This is a genomic window from Mesorhizobium sp. M0145 (genome assembly GCF_040322355.1).
In the GTDB taxonomy this organism is placed as follows: Bacteria; Pseudomonadota; Alphaproteobacteria; order Rhizobiales; family Rhizobiaceae; genus Mesorhizobium.
Genome location: NZ_JAMYTK010000010.1, coordinates 154632 through 169600 on the forward strand (window position 1 = coordinate 154632; position 14969 = coordinate 169600).

General features: G+C 62.9%; 17 protein-coding genes. 10 read left to right on the top strand and 7 right to left on the bottom strand.

What is annotated here, in order from left to right; genetic code table 11:
• Window positions 1–40: 40 nt before the first annotated feature.
• Complete coding sequence (locus tag NKJ28_RS16855) at window positions 41–2059, top strand: thioredoxin domain-containing protein (protein WP_352636495.1); 2019 nt, start codon at window positions 41–43, stop codon at window positions 2057–2059.
• 184 nt (window positions 2060–2243) lie between these two features.
• Here the strand turns inward: NKJ28_RS16855 and rho are convergent, their stop codons facing one another.
• From rho to hemE, 3 genes are all read right to left on the bottom strand, one after another.
• Window positions 2244–3509: a transcription termination factor Rho gene (gene rho, locus NKJ28_RS16860; protein ID WP_023675925.1), complete on the bottom strand. Its 1266-nt coding sequence runs from the start codon at window positions 3507–3509 to the stop codon at window positions 2244–2246.
• A gap of 167 nt (window positions 3510–3676) precedes the next feature.
• The gene (gene hemJ / locus NKJ28_RS16865; RefSeq protein ID WP_031211566.1) at window positions 3677–4222 is read right to left on the bottom strand and encodes a protoporphyrinogen oxidase HemJ; all 546 of its coding nucleotides are present in this window, start codon (window positions 4220–4222) and stop codon (window positions 3677–3679) included.
• A gap of 2 nt (window positions 4223–4224) precedes the next feature.
• Window positions 4225–5253, bottom strand: a complete 1029-nt coding sequence (gene hemE, locus NKJ28_RS16870) for a uroporphyrinogen decarboxylase (RefSeq protein WP_352636496.1) — start codon at window positions 5251–5253, stop codon at window positions 4225–4227.
• A 401-nt stretch (window positions 5254–5654) separates the two neighbouring features.
• Here hemE and NKJ28_RS16875 point away from each other — a divergent pair, with 401 nt between their 5' ends.
• The 5 genes from NKJ28_RS16875 to dnaQ all read left to right on the top strand — a co-directional run bounded on the left by NKJ28_RS16875 (window position 5655) and on the right by dnaQ (window position 9477).
• A complete protein-coding gene (locus tag NKJ28_RS16875; protein WP_352453668.1) occupies window positions 5655–6473 on the top strand; it encodes a pyruvate, water dikinase regulatory protein in 819 nt (272 codons plus the stop codon).
• Window positions 6474–6637: 164 nt separating this feature from the next.
• The gene (locus NKJ28_RS16880) at window positions 6638–7237 is read left to right on the top strand and encodes a Maf-like protein (protein ID WP_352636497.1); all 600 of its coding nucleotides are present in this window, start codon (window positions 6638–6640) and stop codon (window positions 7235–7237) included.
• A complete protein-coding gene (locus tag NKJ28_RS16885; RefSeq protein ID WP_352636498.1) occupies window positions 7230–8072 on the top strand; it encodes a shikimate dehydrogenase in 843 nt (280 codons plus the stop codon). The genes NKJ28_RS16880 and NKJ28_RS16885 overlap by 8 nt, the downstream gene beginning before the upstream one ends.
• Window positions 8069–8671 carry a dephospho-CoA kinase gene (gene coaE, locus NKJ28_RS16890; RefSeq protein ID WP_352636499.1) on the top strand — a complete coding sequence of 201 codons (603 nt, stop codon included), beginning with the start codon at window positions 8069–8071 and terminating at the stop codon, window positions 8669–8671. Before NKJ28_RS16885 ends, coaE begins: the two co-directional genes overlap by 4 nt.
• Window positions 8672–8757: 86 nt before the next feature.
• Entirely contained in the window at window positions 8758–9477 is a 720-nt protein-coding gene (dnaQ, locus tag NKJ28_RS16895) for a DNA polymerase III subunit epsilon (protein WP_352458814.1), read from the top strand.
• 196 nt (window positions 9478–9673) lie between these two features.
• Here dnaQ and NKJ28_RS16900 read toward each other — a convergent pair whose 3' ends face one another.
• From NKJ28_RS16900 to NKJ28_RS16910, 3 genes are all read right to left on the bottom strand, one after another.
• The gene (locus tag NKJ28_RS16900) at window positions 9674–9961 is read right to left on the bottom strand and encodes a GIY-YIG nuclease family protein (RefSeq protein ID WP_352570211.1); all 288 of its coding nucleotides are present in this window, start codon (window positions 9959–9961) and stop codon (window positions 9674–9676) included.
• A gap of 268 nt (window positions 9962–10229) precedes the next feature.
• Entirely contained in the window at window positions 10230–10730 is a 501-nt protein-coding gene (gene secB, locus NKJ28_RS16905) for a protein-export chaperone SecB (RefSeq protein ID WP_023675917.1), read from the bottom strand.
• A gap of 113 nt (window positions 10731–10843) precedes the next feature.
• Window positions 10844–11335, bottom strand: a complete 492-nt coding sequence (locus NKJ28_RS16910) for an FxsA family protein (RefSeq protein ID WP_352570108.1) — start codon at window positions 11333–11335, stop codon at window positions 10844–10846.
• A 198-nt stretch (window positions 11336–11533) separates the two neighbouring features.
• On the opposite strand from NKJ28_RS16910, the gene NKJ28_RS16915 reads away from it, so the two are divergent.
• Genes NKJ28_RS16915 through NKJ28_RS16930 form a run of 4 tightly spaced genes read left to right on the top strand, consistent with a single transcriptional unit; the run spans window position 11534 to window position 14326 of the window.
• Complete coding sequence (locus tag NKJ28_RS16915; RefSeq protein WP_352453662.1) at window positions 11534–12241, top strand: Tim44/TimA family putative adaptor protein; 708 nt, start codon at window positions 11534–11536, stop codon at window positions 12239–12241.
• A gap of 23 nt (window positions 12242–12264) precedes the next feature.
• Window positions 12265–13371, top strand: a complete 1107-nt coding sequence (mltA, locus tag NKJ28_RS16920) for a murein transglycosylase A (RefSeq protein ID WP_352636500.1) — start codon at window positions 12265–12267, stop codon at window positions 13369–13371.
• On the top strand, window positions 13368–13904 hold the full coding sequence (locus NKJ28_RS16925) for a Smr/MutS family protein (protein WP_352636501.1): 537 nt from the start codon (window positions 13368–13370) through the stop codon (window positions 13902–13904). The genes mltA and NKJ28_RS16925 overlap by 4 nt, the downstream gene beginning before the upstream one ends.
• Window positions 13905–13957: 53 nt before the next feature.
• Window positions 13958–14326, top strand: coding sequence for a helix-turn-helix domain-containing protein (locus tag NKJ28_RS16930; RefSeq protein ID WP_352570112.1), 369 nt, complete (start codon window positions 13958–13960; stop codon window positions 14324–14326).
• Between the two features lie 9 nt (window positions 14327–14335).
• On the opposite strand, the gene NKJ28_RS16935 is transcribed toward NKJ28_RS16930, so the two are convergent.
• Window positions 14336–14953, bottom strand: a complete 618-nt coding sequence (locus NKJ28_RS16935; protein ID WP_352453647.1) for a transglutaminase-like cysteine peptidase — start codon at window positions 14951–14953, stop codon at window positions 14336–14338.
• Between the last annotated feature and the right edge of the window lie 16 nt (window positions 14954–14969).

The window sequence follows — 14969 nt, forward strand, 5'->3', positions numbered from 1 at the left end:
GCCCTAGCTATGCTTGTTCAATCCGCCATCGAGTAGCGCCGTGACATTGCCTGCACAAAACCTGCTTGCCGAAGAGGCCAGCCCCTATCTGCAGCAGCACAGCGGCAATCCGGTGCACTGGCGGCCATGGTCGCCCGCCGCTCTGGCCGAAGCAAAGGTGCTGCAGCGTCCGATCCTGCTCTCTGTCGGCTACGCCGCGTGCCATTGGTGCCACGTCATGGCGCATGAGAGCTTCGAGAACGACGACGTCGCCGCCGTCATGAACCGTCTCTTCGTCAATATCAAGGTCGACCGCGAGGAGCGCCCCGACATCGACCAGATCTACATGGCGGCGCTGTCCTCGATGGGCGAGCAGGGCGGCTGGCCGCTGACCATGTTCCTGACCCCGGACGGCAAGCCGTTCTGGGGCGGCACCTACTTTCCGCGCGAAGCCCGCTACGGCCGGCCGGGTTTCGTCCAGGTGCTGGAGGCGGTTGACAAGGCTTGGCGGGAGAAGAAAGAAAGCGTTAGCCAGAGTGCCGACGGCCTGACCACGCATGTCGAGACGCGGCTGGCGGGCAGCCATGGCAAGGCCGTGCTCGACCGCGGCATGCTGGCGAACCTCGCCAATGGCATTGACGGCATGATCGACCGCGATTTGGGCGGCCTGCGCGGCGCGCCGAAATTCCCCAACGCGCCATTCATGCAGAGCCTCTGGCTGTCCTGGCTGCGCGACGGCACCGCATCCCACCGCGACACTGTTCTCCTAAGCCTCGAAAAGATGGTGGCCGGCGGCATCTATGACCATATTGGCGGCGGACTCAGCCGCTACTCGACCGACGCCGAATGGCTGGTCCCGCATTTCGAAAAAATGCTCTACGACAATGCCCAGCTCATCCGCTTGTGCAATTGGGCCTATGCGTCGACCGGCAAGGAATTGTTCCGGCTGCGAATCGAAGAGACGATTGCCTGGCTGTTGCGCGAAATGCGCGTCGAGGGCGATGCCTTTGCCGCCAGCCTTGATGCCGATAGCGAGGGCGAGGAGGGGTTGTTCTACACCTGGAGCAGGGATGAGCTCGAAGCAGCTCTTGGCGACGATTCAGCATTGTTTTTCAAATACTTCACGCTTGCCGGTCCGCATGGTTGGGAAGGCAAGCCGATCATTTGCCAGACTGATGCTCAACAGGCGCAGAGCGTCGTCGATCGTGACCTTCGGGTTCCGCTCAAGCAAAGGCTGCTGGCAGCGAGGGAACAGCGCGTGCGGCCCGGGCGTGACGGCAAGGCGCTGACCGACTGGAACGGCTTGATGATCGCAGCCCTTGCCGAGGCCGGACGGTCGCTTGGCCGATCCGACTGGATCGAAGCGGCGGCAGCGGCCTTTGCCGCAATTGCGGCTGCCGGACGTGACGGCCGCCTGCCGCATTCGATGCTCGGCGCAAGGAAGCTGTTTCCGGCTCTGTCGAGCGACTATGCCGCCATGGCCAACGCCGCCATCTCACTGTTCGAGGCGACCGGCAATCCCGACTATATCGATCGCGCCGGGAACTTCATTGAGCAACTCGAGCTTTGGCACCGGGACAGTGACAAGACCGGCTACTATCTGACCGCGTCCGACAGCGCGGATGTGCCGATCCGCATCCGCGGCGATGTCGACGAAGCCATTCCTTCCGCTACCGGCCAGATCATCGAAGCCCTGGTCCGATTGTCGTCGCTTTCGGGCGATCTCGATCTCTGGGAAAAAGCCTGGACAGTCGCAGAGCACGCGGGCGGGCGGGCGGAGCACCAGGGCTATGGCCAGGCGGGTATAGTCAATGCCTGTGCCTTGGCGCTTGAACCGCTGAAGCTGGTGATCGTGGATAGACGGGAGAATCCAAGGCTTGTTCCGGTTGCGAATCGAAATCCAGACCCGCGCCGGGTGGACATCGTCGTGCCTGTTGGCTCGGCGACAAATCTGCCGGCCTTGCCAGGCGGCGTCCTGCCGCCAACGGCCGAGCCCGGCGCCTGGCTCTGCACGGGGCAGGTCTGCCTGCCGGTGGTGACTAGTGCCGACGAGCTTGAGCGGCTGTTGCACCGGCAATGAGTCCAACGCGGCTCCCCCTTCTCCCCTTGTGGGAGAAGGTGACCGAGCGAAGCTCGGTCGGATGAGGGGTGTTCCAGCTTGGCGCCGACGGAGTTCCGTCCGGCACCCCTCAACCGCTTGGCGCTGGGTGCCAATCCACCTTCTCCCACAAGGGGAGAAGGGAAGGACGGCGCCGGCCAACCCCTTACGTATTCATCGAATCGAAGAAATCCGCGTTGGTCTTGGTCTGCTTGAGCTTGTCGATAAGGAACTCGATGGCGTCGGTCGTTCCCATCGGCGCCAGGATGCGGCGCAGCACGAAGATCTTCTGCAGGTCCTGGCGCGGAACCAGCAGGTCCTCCTTGCGGGTGCCGGATTTGAGGATGTCCATGGCCGGATAGATGCGCTTGTCCGCCACCTTGCGGTCGAGCACGATTTCCGAATTGCCGGTGCCCTTGAACTCTTCGAAGATGACCTCGTCCATGCGGCTGCCGGTATCGATCAGCGCCGTGGCGATGATGGTCAGCGAGCCGCCTTCCTCGATATTGCGGGCAGCACCGAAGAAGCGCTTCGGCCGCTGCAGCGCGTTGGCGTCGACACCGCCGGTCAGCACCTTGCCGGATGACGGCACGACGGTGTTGTAGGCGCGGCCGAGGCGGGTGATCGAATCCAGCAGGATGACGACGTCACGGCCGTGCTCGACCAGGCGCTTGGCCTTCTCGATGACCATTTCGGCGACCTGGACGTGGCGCACCGCCGGCTCGTCGAAAGTCGAGGACACCACCTCGCCCTTCACCGAGCGCTGCATGTCGGTGACTTCCTCCGGCCGCTCGTCGATCAGAAGCACGATCAAATAGCATTCCGGATGGTTGGTGGTGATCGAATGGGCGATGTTCTGCAGCAGCACCGTCTTGCCGGTGCGCGGCTGCGCCACGATCAACGCGCGCTGGCCCTTGCCGAGCGGCGCCACCAGGTCGATGACGCGCGCCGAAATATCCTTGGAGGTCGGAACCTCCATCTCCATCTTCAGCCGCGAGGTCGGATAAAGCGGCGTCAGATTGTCGAAATGGATCTTGTGGCGGATTTTTTCCGGGTCGTCGAAATTGATCGTGTTGACCTTGAGCAGCGCGAAATAGCGCTCGCCCTCTTTCGGGCTGCGGATCGGCCCTTCGACCGTATCGCCGGTCTTCAGCGAGAACCGCCGGATCTGCGACGGTGAAATATAGATGTCGTCGGGACCTGGCAAATAGTTGGCATTGGCGGAGCGCAGGAAGCCAAAACCGTCCTGCAGCACTTCGACGACGCCGTCACCGATGATCTCGATATCCTGGGTCGCCAGCCTCTTCAGGATCGCGAACATCAGCTCCTGCTTGCGCATGACGCTGGCATTCTCGACTTCGAGCGATTCCGCATAAGCGATCAGCTCTGGCGGTTTCTTGTTCTTGAACTCTGTGAGTTTCATTTCTTGCATCATTAGACGGACTCTGAGTAAGCTTTGGGAAAAATATCGGCGGGATGCGACAAATGCCGGGCGCGGCCGAAGCGATAAATGGGCGGCGCATGACGGGAAGGAAGACCCGTCTTTTATCGTCGGTCGGTTGAAAGAGCAAGCCGCCTTTTTGCGGGCAACCGAAGACGTCAGAACGGTTTCACGATAACCAGGACGACGATGACGATCATCAGCAATGTAGGGATCTCATTGACGATCCGCCAGTGCCTTGCCGATTTTTCATTGCGGTCTTCGGCAAATTTCCGGACGGCGCCGGCGAGATAGCCATGCACGGCCGACAGGCCAACCACCGCAGCGATCTTGGCATGCAGCCAGCCGCCCTGAAAACCAAAGCCTTTCCAGGCGAGCCACAGGCCGAATGCCCAGGTGATCACCATTGCCGGATTGATGATGCCGCGCAGCAGGCGGCGCTCCATCACCTTGAAAGTCTCCGACTGGACGGAGCCTTTTTCGGCATCGGCATGATAGACCAGCAAGCGCGGCAGATAGAGCATGCCAGCCATCCAGGAGATGACGGCAATCACATGGATCGCCTTCGCCCAGGGATAGAAATCATCGGGCCCGAACAGCAACAGCAGCCCGGCCAGCACCAGGAAAATGGCGATCGCGATTGCCGCGCGGCGCATCGCGCCCTTACCGGTGTTGGTGCCGTTCGCATTGTCCGCGCCCATCATCGTCACGATGCGCTCCGCACCAGCTTGACCATCCGCTCGACATGAGCGAGCGGCGTCTCCGGCGTGATGCCGTGGCCGAGATTGAAGATCAGCGGCCCGTCGCCCAGCGCCTTCAGGATCGCCCCCACGCCGTCGTCAAGCGCCTTGCCGCCGGCTACAAGCCGCAGCGGATCGAGATTGCCCTGCACGGCGCCGTCACGCTGCAATTCCTTCGCCGTCGACAATGGCACGGTCCAGTCGAGGCCCAGCCCGGTCACGTCGGTCTTCTGGCGATAGCTTCGATAGTGATCTCCCGCGCCCTTGGGAAAGCCGATGATCGGAACATTGGGATGGGCAGCCTTCACTTGCCGGACGATCGAGGCCACCGGCTCGACGCAGAACAACTCGAAAGACGCTTCGTCGAGTACGCCTGACCACGAATCGAAGATCTGCACCACGTCGGCGCCGGCCTCGATCTGGCGGATCAGATAAGCACCCGAATGATCGGCCAGCACCTTCAGCAGCCTAAGAAAGGCCGCCGGCTCGCGATAGGCGAACAGCCTGGCCGGCGCCTGGTCGGGCGTACCGTGGCCGGCAATCATGTAGGTCGCCACCGTCCAGGGCGCACCGCAGAAGCCGATCAGCGTCGTTTCATCAGGCAGTCTGGCGCGCAACCGCCGCACCGTCTCGTAGACCGGCTCGAGATTCACGTGAAACGTTTCGCCGTCGAGAGCCGCAATTTCCGCAGCCGTGATCGGCGTCAGCAGCGGGCCGCGTCCTTCCTCGAAGCGCACGTCGCGGCCGAGCGCATGCGGCACGACAAGAATATCGGAAAACAGGATCGATGCATCGAAGCCGAAGCGTTCGATCGGCTGCAGCGTCACTTCGACGGCGAGATCCGGGTCGTAGCAAAGATCGAGGAAGGATCCGGCCCGTCTCCTCGTCTCCCGGTATTCCGGCAGATAGCGGCCGGCCTGGCGCATCATCCAGAGCGGCGGCGGAAACGCCGCTTTGCCTCTCAACACGTCCAGCACGATCCGGTCTTGAGGCATTGAGCGCTCGCCCTTCCAGGCTTCCCTATAATTAAATATTCTATTTTTAGGAATCTTATGATTCTAAGAGTCTGTTGGTTGTGGTGGTTGTCTCCTGTCCCGCTTTGCCCTCGAAAAGACCAGCCAGCATATTGTCGCGCGCTTCTCCAGCGGGATTGCAGGACTTTGTGGAAAACCGCGAATTTACGACTGGAGTCAATGCGTTGCCGCCACGCCAGGGAAATTGCCCCTGTGGATGAAGCGAAGGCAAAAAGCTCCGTCCCCGGACTTGTCCCCAACCGCCCGGAGAAGCCGACAGCACATCGAATTGTGGACAAACCGCCATCTGATACAGTCGCTTTGCGGTGGCCGAGTTTTCCGCCCGGCTTATCCACATCGGCCCACAGCCTGGAATGTATCCTGTGAACAAACCGCAGAGCTTCTTTCACCTTCATCTGATTTCCGACGCCACCGGCGAAACGCTGCTGGCCGCCGGCCGCGCGGCTTCCGCGCAATACAAGGACGCGCGCGCCATCGAACATATCTACCCGCTCATCCGCACCGAAAAGCAGGTGACGAAGGTGTTCGAGGACATCGAGGAGGAGCCGGGCATCATCCTCTACACGGTGGTCGACCAGAAGCTTGCCCGCGGTATCGACGAACGCTGCGCGGCCATGGGCCTGCCTTGCGTCTCGGTGCTGGAGCCGGTGCTGACGGTGTTCCAGTCCTATCTCGGCACGCCGGCCGGCCGCCGCGTCGGCGCCCAGCATGTGCTGGACGCTGAATACTTTCGCCGCATCGACGCGCTCAATTTCACCATGGAGCATGATGACGGCCAGCTGCCGGCCAATATGGACGATGCCGACATCGTGCTCGTCGGCATTTCCCGCACCTCGAAGACGCCGACCAGCATCTATCTCGCCAATCGCGGCATCAAGACCGCCAACATTCCGATTGTGCTCGGCGTGCCGGTGCCCGAAACCCTGGTCAATGCCAGGAGGCCGCTGATCGTCGGCCTGGTCGCCACCGCCGAACGCATATCGCAAGTCCGGCAGAACCGCATTCTCGGCACCAGCGCCTATGAGCCGACCGACTATGTCGACCGTGCCGCGATCGCGGAAGAGCTCACCTATGCCCGCCAGATATGCACGCGGCATGGCTGGCCGATGATCGACGTCAGCCGCCGTTCGATCGAGGAGACGGCGGCGGCCATCGTTGCCCTGCGCGGCAAGACGCGGTAGGTCGTGTGATATTCAGGTGATGCCGGCCTGCAAACGGCGGTTTCCTGCGCTTCCGGTGCTCACGTACGAAAAGTACGCTCCGCTCCGGTTCTCGGAAGCCACCGTTTTCGGCTCGGCCTGACCTGAATCTCGACACACCCTAGTGTCAGGAACCGGGTGAAAAAATGGCAAAAAAAATCATCCTTGCCTCGGGCAGCCCGTTCCGCAAAGCGCTGCTCGTCAATGCCGGCGTCACTGTCGAAGCGGTTCCGGCTTCTGTCGATGAGCGCGCGCTCGAGGCGCCGCTGCAGAATAGTGGCGTGTCGCCGGAGGACGTCGCCCTGGTGCTCGCCGAAGCCAAGGCCACCGACGTCAGCGAGCGCAAGCCCGGCGCCCTGGTGCTCGGCTGCGACCAGACGCTGTCGCTCGGCGACGAGCTGTTCCATAAGCCGGCCGACATGGAAGGAGCGCGCCGTCATCTGTTGGCGCTGTCGGGCAAGACGCATCATCTCAACAGCGCCGTCGTGCTCGGCCGTGACGGCCAGATTCTGTGGCGGCATGTCGGCATCGCCAGCCTGACCATGCGCAAGCTCGATCCGGCCTTCATCGGCCGCCATCTTGCGCGCGTCGGCGCCAAGGCGTTGTCCAGCGTCGGCGCCTACCAGATCGAAGGCGAAGGCATCCAGCTGTTCGAAAAAATCGAAGGCGACTATTTTACTATTGTCGGCTTGCCACTTTTGCCGGTGCTAGCCAAGCTGCGTGAGTTCGGGGCGATCGATGGCTGAGGCCACGAAAAAGGCGTTTGTCACGGGCCACCCGATCGCGCATTCCAGGTCTCCGAAGATCCACGGCTACTGGCTGGCGAAATACGGCATCGGCGGCGTCTACGAGGCCATCGACGTTGCACCAGAGGCGTTTGCCGAATTCCTGCAGACGCTGCAGGCACAAGGCTATCGCGGCGGCAACGTCACCATCCCGCACAAGGAAGCCGCCTTCGCTTTGGCCACGCGGCGTGACGCCGACGCCGAACAGATCGGTGCGGTCAATACGCTGTGGTTCGAGAATGGCGAATTGTGGGGCGGCAACACCGATGCCCATGGCTTTGCCGCCAATCTGGACGAATATGCACCGAGCTGGGCGGCCAACGGCCCCGCCGTGGTGCTCGGTGCCGGCGGCGCCGCTCGCGCGGTCATCCACGCGCTGAAGCAACGCGGCATCAGCGATATCCGCCTCGTCAACCGGACGCTTGCGAGGGCGCAGGAGCTGTGCGACCGCTTCGGTGCCGGCGTCTCCGCCCATGGCATGGCGGCGACCGGCGAATTGCTCGAAGATGCCGGCCTGCTGGTCAACACGACAGTGCTCGGCATGCACGGCAATGAAGGCCTGTCCGCGGATCCGGGCAGACTGCCGGACCGCGCCATCGTCACCGACATCGTCTACGTGCCGCTGGAGACGCCGCTGCTTGCCACCGCCAAAGCGCGCGGCCTGAGAACCGTCGATGGGCTCGGCATGCTGCTGCACCAGGCGGTGCCCGGCTTCGAGCGCTGGTTCGGCATCAGGCCAGAAGTCACCGCCGAACTGCGGCAAATAATTATTGCCGATATCGGCGCGATAAAATGATCGTGCTCGGCCTCACCGGATCGATCGGCATGGGCAAATCGACCGCGGCCAAGATGTTCGCCGAAGCCGGCGTGCCGGTCCATGATTCCGACGAGGCGGTGCATCGCCTTTATGCCGGCAAGGCCGCGCCCTTGGTCGAGGCGGCCTTTCCCGGCACCACCCGATCTGGTGCGGTCGACCGCGCGGCACTGGCGGAGCGGGTGCTCGGCGACGCCGCCGCGCTGAAACGGCTGGAAGCGATCATCCACCCGCTGGTCCGTGCCGACGCCGATGCCTTCCTGGCTGAACATCGTGCCGCCGGCGCGCTGCTTGCCGTGCTCGATATACCGCTGCTGTTCGAGACCGGCGGCCGCAACCGCGTCGACAAGGTCGTGGTCGTCACCGCGCCGCCCGAAGTCCAGCGCGCCCGCGTGCTGGCGCGGCCGGGCATGAACGAGGAGAAACTGGCGTCGATCCTGGCCAGGCAGGTTTCCGACGCCGAAAAGCGCCGGCGCGCCGACTTTGTCATCGACACCGGTCAGGGCTTTGACGCCGCTCGCGCGGCCGTCAAGGCCATCATCGCCGAACTAGTCGTGGATAAGGCGGGCAGGCCTGGTTAAGAGGCTTGCAGACCCACATTACTTGTTGCCATTTTGTTCCGGGTGTGATTCGGCTAGAATGATGCCGGAACCAGTGGACTGATTCGATGCGTGAGATCATCTTCGATACGGAAACCACCGGCCTCGACACGCGCGAGGACCGCGTCATCGAGCTTGGCGGCGTCGAGTTGGTCAACCGCTTCCCGACCGGCCGAACCTTCCACAAATACATCAACCCGCAAGGCCGCCAGATCCATCACGAGGCGCAGGCCGTGCACGGCATCAGCGCCGCCGATCTTCAGGGCAAGCCGACTTTCATGGAGATCGCCGAGGAGTTTCTGGCCTTCATCGACGGCGCCAAGCTGGTCGCGCACAATGCCGGCTTCGACATCGGCTTCCTCAACCTCGAATTCGGCCGGCTTGGCCATCCGGCCATCGATCCGGGACGGATCGTCGACACGCTGGCGCTGGCGCGCCGCAAGCATCCGATGGGGCCCAATTCGCTCGATGCGCTCTGCCGCCGCTACGGCATCGACAACGGCCGCCGCACCAAGCACGGCGCGCTGCTCGATTCGGAATTGCTGGCCGAGGTCTATATCGAGCTTATCGGCGGCAAGCAGGCAAGCCTCATCCTCGACAGCATCCTGACTCCGGCGGGCGGAAGGCAGAATGTCGACGACATCGATATTTCGATCGGTGTGCGGCCGATCGCCTTGCCATCGCGCCTGACCGACGCCGAGCGCACCGCGCACGCGGGCATGGTTGGCACATTGGGCGAAAAGGCGCTCTGGCTGCGCGTCCCCCCGGAAGCGAGTTCCGCCGCATAGTGATTTTGACAGGTTGCGGTCATCGGCAGCGAACGTCGATAGTTCCGTTCAGTGGCAAATCGCAAACCTTGGAGATTGGCTGAAATATCCCTCCAATTCGTCATCCCAGGGCGGAGCAAGGAGCAAAGCGACGCGGCGCAGACCCTGGGATCCATGCCGTTACCACGCGGCAGTGCGCCTGCGGACCAGAACCGAACTACCACCCCGTTCCGCGAAAAAGCTCGAACCACTCTGGATTGGTCTTCTCGATCAGCTCGATCTTCCACTGCCGCGGCCAGCGCTTCAGCGACTTCTCGCGCTGAATGGCGTCACGAATGTCGAAATGTTCCTCGTACCAGACCAGGCGCTGCACGCCGTAGCGGCCGGTGAAGCGCGAACCTTGGCCGGATTTGTGCTCCGGCATGCGGCGGCCGAGATCGTTGGTGACGCCGATGTAGATCGTGCCGCGCTTCTGGCTCGCGGTCATGTAGGTATAGCCGGTCATGGCTGAAGGGTAGCTGGCACAGTTGCGGATACAAGCGCCGTTCTGAGCCGCTGTATTCTTCGGCTGACGTCACGGCATGGATCCCAGGGTCTCCGCGACGTCGCTTCGCTCCTGCTCCGCCCTGGGATGACGAAGGCGCAGTGATCCGCTGAAGAGAACCATCGACGCTTGCGTCCGATTGGCCTTCAGCCTGTCGGGCGGGACATCATTATAAAAAACCCGGCTTCGCGCCGGGTTTTTCCAAAAAGATGCTGCGAGCCAACCAGCCTCAGCTCACCTTGACCTTGGCGGCAGCCTGGTCCTCGGCCAACTTCTGCTGGAACATCTGCGCGAAATCGATCGGGTCTAGCATCAGCGGCGGGAAGCCGCCATTGCGTGTTGCCTCGGCGATGATCTGCCGGGCGAACGGGAACAGCAGCCGCGGGCATTCGATGAACAGGATCGGCAGCATGTGCTCCTGCGGGAAGCCGCTGATGGAGAAGACGCCGCCGTAGACCAGCTCGACGTTGAACAGCACTTCCTGGTCGAACGACGCTTTTGCGTTCAGCGTCAAATTGACGTCGAACTGCTTGTCCGAAAGCGGGTTGGCGTTGACGTTGACATTGATGGCGATGCCCGGAGCCTTGTCGCGGCCGCGCAACGAGTTCGGTGCGCCGGGGCTTTCGAAGGACAGGTCCTTCACATATTGCGCAAGCACGTTGAGCGAAGGCTGCGCCGCATTTCCATTACCGTTGGCTGCGCCGGTCGGCGCGTCGTCGTTGCTGGCCATAAGCTGTGGTCCTTTTGCCTGGGCAGCGTTGCTGACCGGATTGAAATTCGGGCGTTCGCTATCATGGCCGGCCCGACAAGACAAGTTTGCAAAAGACGCCGGTTGCCTTGCAGCTACTCGTCCTTGAGGCGGCGCCAGGGAGAACCCGGTCCGCGCGTATGGTCGTCGGCCCGCGAATAGTCGCCGTCGTCGAGATCGATGGTCTTGCCGCGTTGCCTTGCCCGCAAATCACTGCTGAAATCGGTGGCCAGCACGATGCGGCCTTTCAGCATCCGCCAGGCAAGATCGCGCACCGGCGGCAGGAACAGCAGAAGGCCGAAAATATCCGAGATGAAGCCGGGGATGATCAAAAGGATCGCGGCCAGCACGATCATGGCGCCATGCGCAAGCTGGCCGCTCGGATCACGCCCGGCATCCATTTCGGCACGGACCCTGGCCATCACGCCAAAACCCTGGTGCCGCAGCAGCAAGGCGCCGGCAATGCTCGAGGCCAGCACCAGCCCGACCGTCGCCAGCGCGCCGATCTGGCGGCCGACAATGACGAAACCGGCTATCTCCAGCAGCGGAAGCGTTAGAATGAACAGGGGAAACAGCGAGATACGCAAATCTTGACCGATCGTTTCGATGTTTTGCCGGCCGGCGAGCAATCGCCGCTGGCACCAGAGCTGTTAGATAGGTATGGCTGCCTTTGATTTGAATGATTGCGCCATGCGTTCTATATGCTTTGGATACCGAACGCTATGTGATCGCGGCCCTTGCTTGGCCGCTGGTCCGGCCAAAGCAGGGATTGATTGGCGCAAGATATGGGCTTCTTCGACTTCGGCACGATTTTCTTTCTGATTGCGGCGGTGGTGATCTTCTTCCAGCTGCGCAACGTGCTTGGCCGACGCACGGGCAACGAGCGCCCACCCTTCGATCCATATACGGCAGCGCGCAAAAACGACAAGGATGCCGCCCAGAAACCCGAGAACGTGGTCTCGCTGCCGCGCAAGCGCCTGGCGGGAGAGCCGGCGGCCGATGCCTATGTGGCGATCGATGCCTTTGCCAAGCCGGACACCGATCTCAACCGGGGCCTGCGGGCGATCAAGGACAATGATCCGACCTTCGATCCGAAGACCTTCGTCGACGGCGCCAAGATGGCCTACGAGATGATCGTCATGGCCTACGCCGATGGCGACCGCAAAACGCTGAAGAACCTTTTGTCGCGCGAGGTCTATGACGGCTTCGTCGCGGCCATCGGCGACCGTGAGGCGAAAGCCGAAAAGATCCAGTCCTCCTTCGTCGGCATCGACAAGGCCGACATCGTTTCGGCCGAGATGAAGGGCAGCGAGGCGCACATCACGCTGCGCATTGTCAGCGAGCTGATTTCGGCGACCCGCGACAAGGCCGGCGCCGTCATCGACGGCGATCCCGAAACCGTCGCCGAGGTCAAGGATGTCTGGACCTTCGCTCGTGACGCGCGCTCGCGCGATCCGAACTGGAAGCTCGTCGCCACCGAAGAAGAAGACTGAACTGGACGGCGGCGGAGGCTGTCGTGTCGCTTTCTCGAGCCTTCAGCGAAAAATCCTTTGGCGAATTGCCGGGCTGGGGCGAGGACGACCATCTCCCTGCCTTTGACGCCTTTCGCCGCTCGGCCTTTCATATCCTGACGAAACCCTACCGCTCCGGCGCGCTCGGCGTCGATTACAATGGCTTTGCCGACGCCTATGCCGAAGCGCGCACCGTTTCGCCGGCGAATCGGTTGCAGGCCCGAAGCTTTTTCGAGCGCCACTTCGTGCCGGCCCGTATCGATGCCGAAGGTGGTGGTCCCGGCCTGGTCACCGGCTTTTACGAGCCGGAGGTCGAAGCCTCGCCGGTACGCACGCAACGGTTTTCGGTGCCGTTGCTGTCGCGCCCGGCCGATCTTGTCGACGTCGACGACGGCAATCGTCCTTCCGGCATGGATCCTTATCTCGCCTTCGCACGTGCGGCGCCGAACGGCCCGGTCGAATATTTCGACCGCGGCGAGATCGAATGCGGCGCGCTTGCCGGAAAAAGGCTGGAAATCGCCTGGCTCGCCGATAAGGTCGACGCCTTCTTCATCCACGTGCAGGGTGCGGCGCGGCTCAAGATGACCGACGGCAGGCTTCGCCGCATCACCTATGCCGCCAAATCCGGCCAGCGCTTTACCGGACCGGGCAAGATCTTGAGCGAGGAAGGCGAGATCCCGCTGGAGAAAGTGACGATGCAGTCGATCCGTGCCTGGTTCAAGGCGCATCCGGAACGCGTCGACGAGATCCTTTGGCGCAACCGCTCCTACATCTTCTTCCGCGAGATGGGCGTCGACGACCCAGAGCTCGGCCCGATCGCTGCCGCCAAGGTGGCGCTGACACCCGGCCGCTCGATCGCCGTCGACCGGCTGCTGCACACGTTCGGCACGCCCTTCCATATCGATGCACCGTCGCTGACCGTCTTCGACGGAAAACCGTTCCGGCGGCTGATGATCGCGCAGGACACCGGCTCGGCGATCACCGGGCCGGCTCGCGGTGATCTGTTTGCCGGGTCGGGCGATGCGGCCGGCGAGATCGCCGGCGTTATCCGCAACGCCGCAGATTTTTATGCGCTGATCCCCCGGTCGCTGGTTTCAGGAGCAGGCCGATGACCCGGCGCATCGACAGGCTGAGCGAGGACGACCGGGTGCTGTGGAACCTGGTGGCGCGCACGGCAAAGCCGCTCAAGGGCAAAACCGCCGTCGAAATTCCGCACGTTGGGCCGGAGATCGACGAGACCAGGCAGGCGCCGCCGCCGGCACAGGTCGCGGGCAATGCTGCCACGGCCGCAAAGCAGAAGGCGCAGCATGTCTCCCACGCACTCGACGAACCGACGCTGGACAAGCTGTCGAAGGGCCGGCTGCCGATCGAAGGCCGCGTCGACCTGCATGGCCTGACCCAGGACGAAGCCTATTCGCTGCTGTTTTCCTTCCTGTGCCGGGCGCATGCCGGCGGCATCCGCTACGTCCTCGTGATCACCGGCAAGGGTTCCTCGTCGGGCGGCGATGGCGTCTTGCGGCGCGCCGTGCCGTCATGGCTGTCGACACCCGCCTTCCGGCCCCTCGTCTCCAGCCACGACCATGCCGCCCGCAAACATGGCGGCTCGGGTGCGCTCTATATCCGCTTGCGGCGGGCGCGCTCATGAGGACATGCCCATGAGGGACGCACCTATGAGGATGCACCCATGAAGGTGCGCTTGTGACCCCATTCGGCGAAAAGCTTCGCGTGCTGCGAAACGAGCGCGGCGTCAGCCAGAAGGACATGGCCAAGGCGATCGGCGTCAGCGCAGCCTATCTCTCGGCGCTCGAACACGGCCGCCGCGGCGCGCCGAGCTGGACGCTGATCCAGAAGATCATCGGCTATTTCAACATCATCTGGGACGAGGCCGAGGAACTGGCGCGGTTGGCCGAAACCTCGCATCCGCGCGTCAAGCTCGACACGTCGGGTCTTAGCCCTGCGGCGACCGAGCTTGCCAATCTCCTGGCCGACAACATCGAAAAGCTCGACGAAGCCGAGCTTCGCCGCATCATTGCGTCGATCCGCGCCGCGCTGGCACAGCCGAAATGAGTTGCCTTGTTACTGGACCGAGCCGACCAGCACCTGCTGGCCGCCGCGGATCGAGACCCAGCGGCCGGTATTGTCGATCGCCTGCCGCTTGAGGAAACGATAGCCGGTCTGGTCCCAGGAACGGACCTGGTCGGTCAGATTGTCGAGGATGTAGTCGCCCTTGTCGGTGCGCACCGTCAGCACAGCGTGGCCCTCACCGTCGGGCTTGCGCACGACAGTCATCAACAGATCGGCAAACGAGACGCCAAGCCGGTTCAGCTCACGGCGCTTTTCCAGGACATAGTCCTCGCAGTCGCCGACACCCTTGTCGGGATAGGCCCAGACCTCGTCCTTGCCGTAGATGTCGAAGTCGCTCTCCGGCTTGACGGCGGCGTTGACCTTTGCCGTGACGCTGAGCAGCTTGCGCCACAGCGAGCCTGTCAGGCTGGCGGGCGACAGATCCTTCGGGCGGATCGAGCATTCGGACGCGTAGCTCTTGCAGAAATCATAATGGCCGATCGGCTGCGAGGTCGGGCCACCTGTTATCATCGGGCTGGCCGCCGAGGCCGAACCGGCCCAACCTGCCGCCACAGTAAGTCCAGCCAGCGCGCACAGGCGCAGCGTTCTCGCCATTGGTGAGGAAATCATTGTCCCCGCTTGTCCC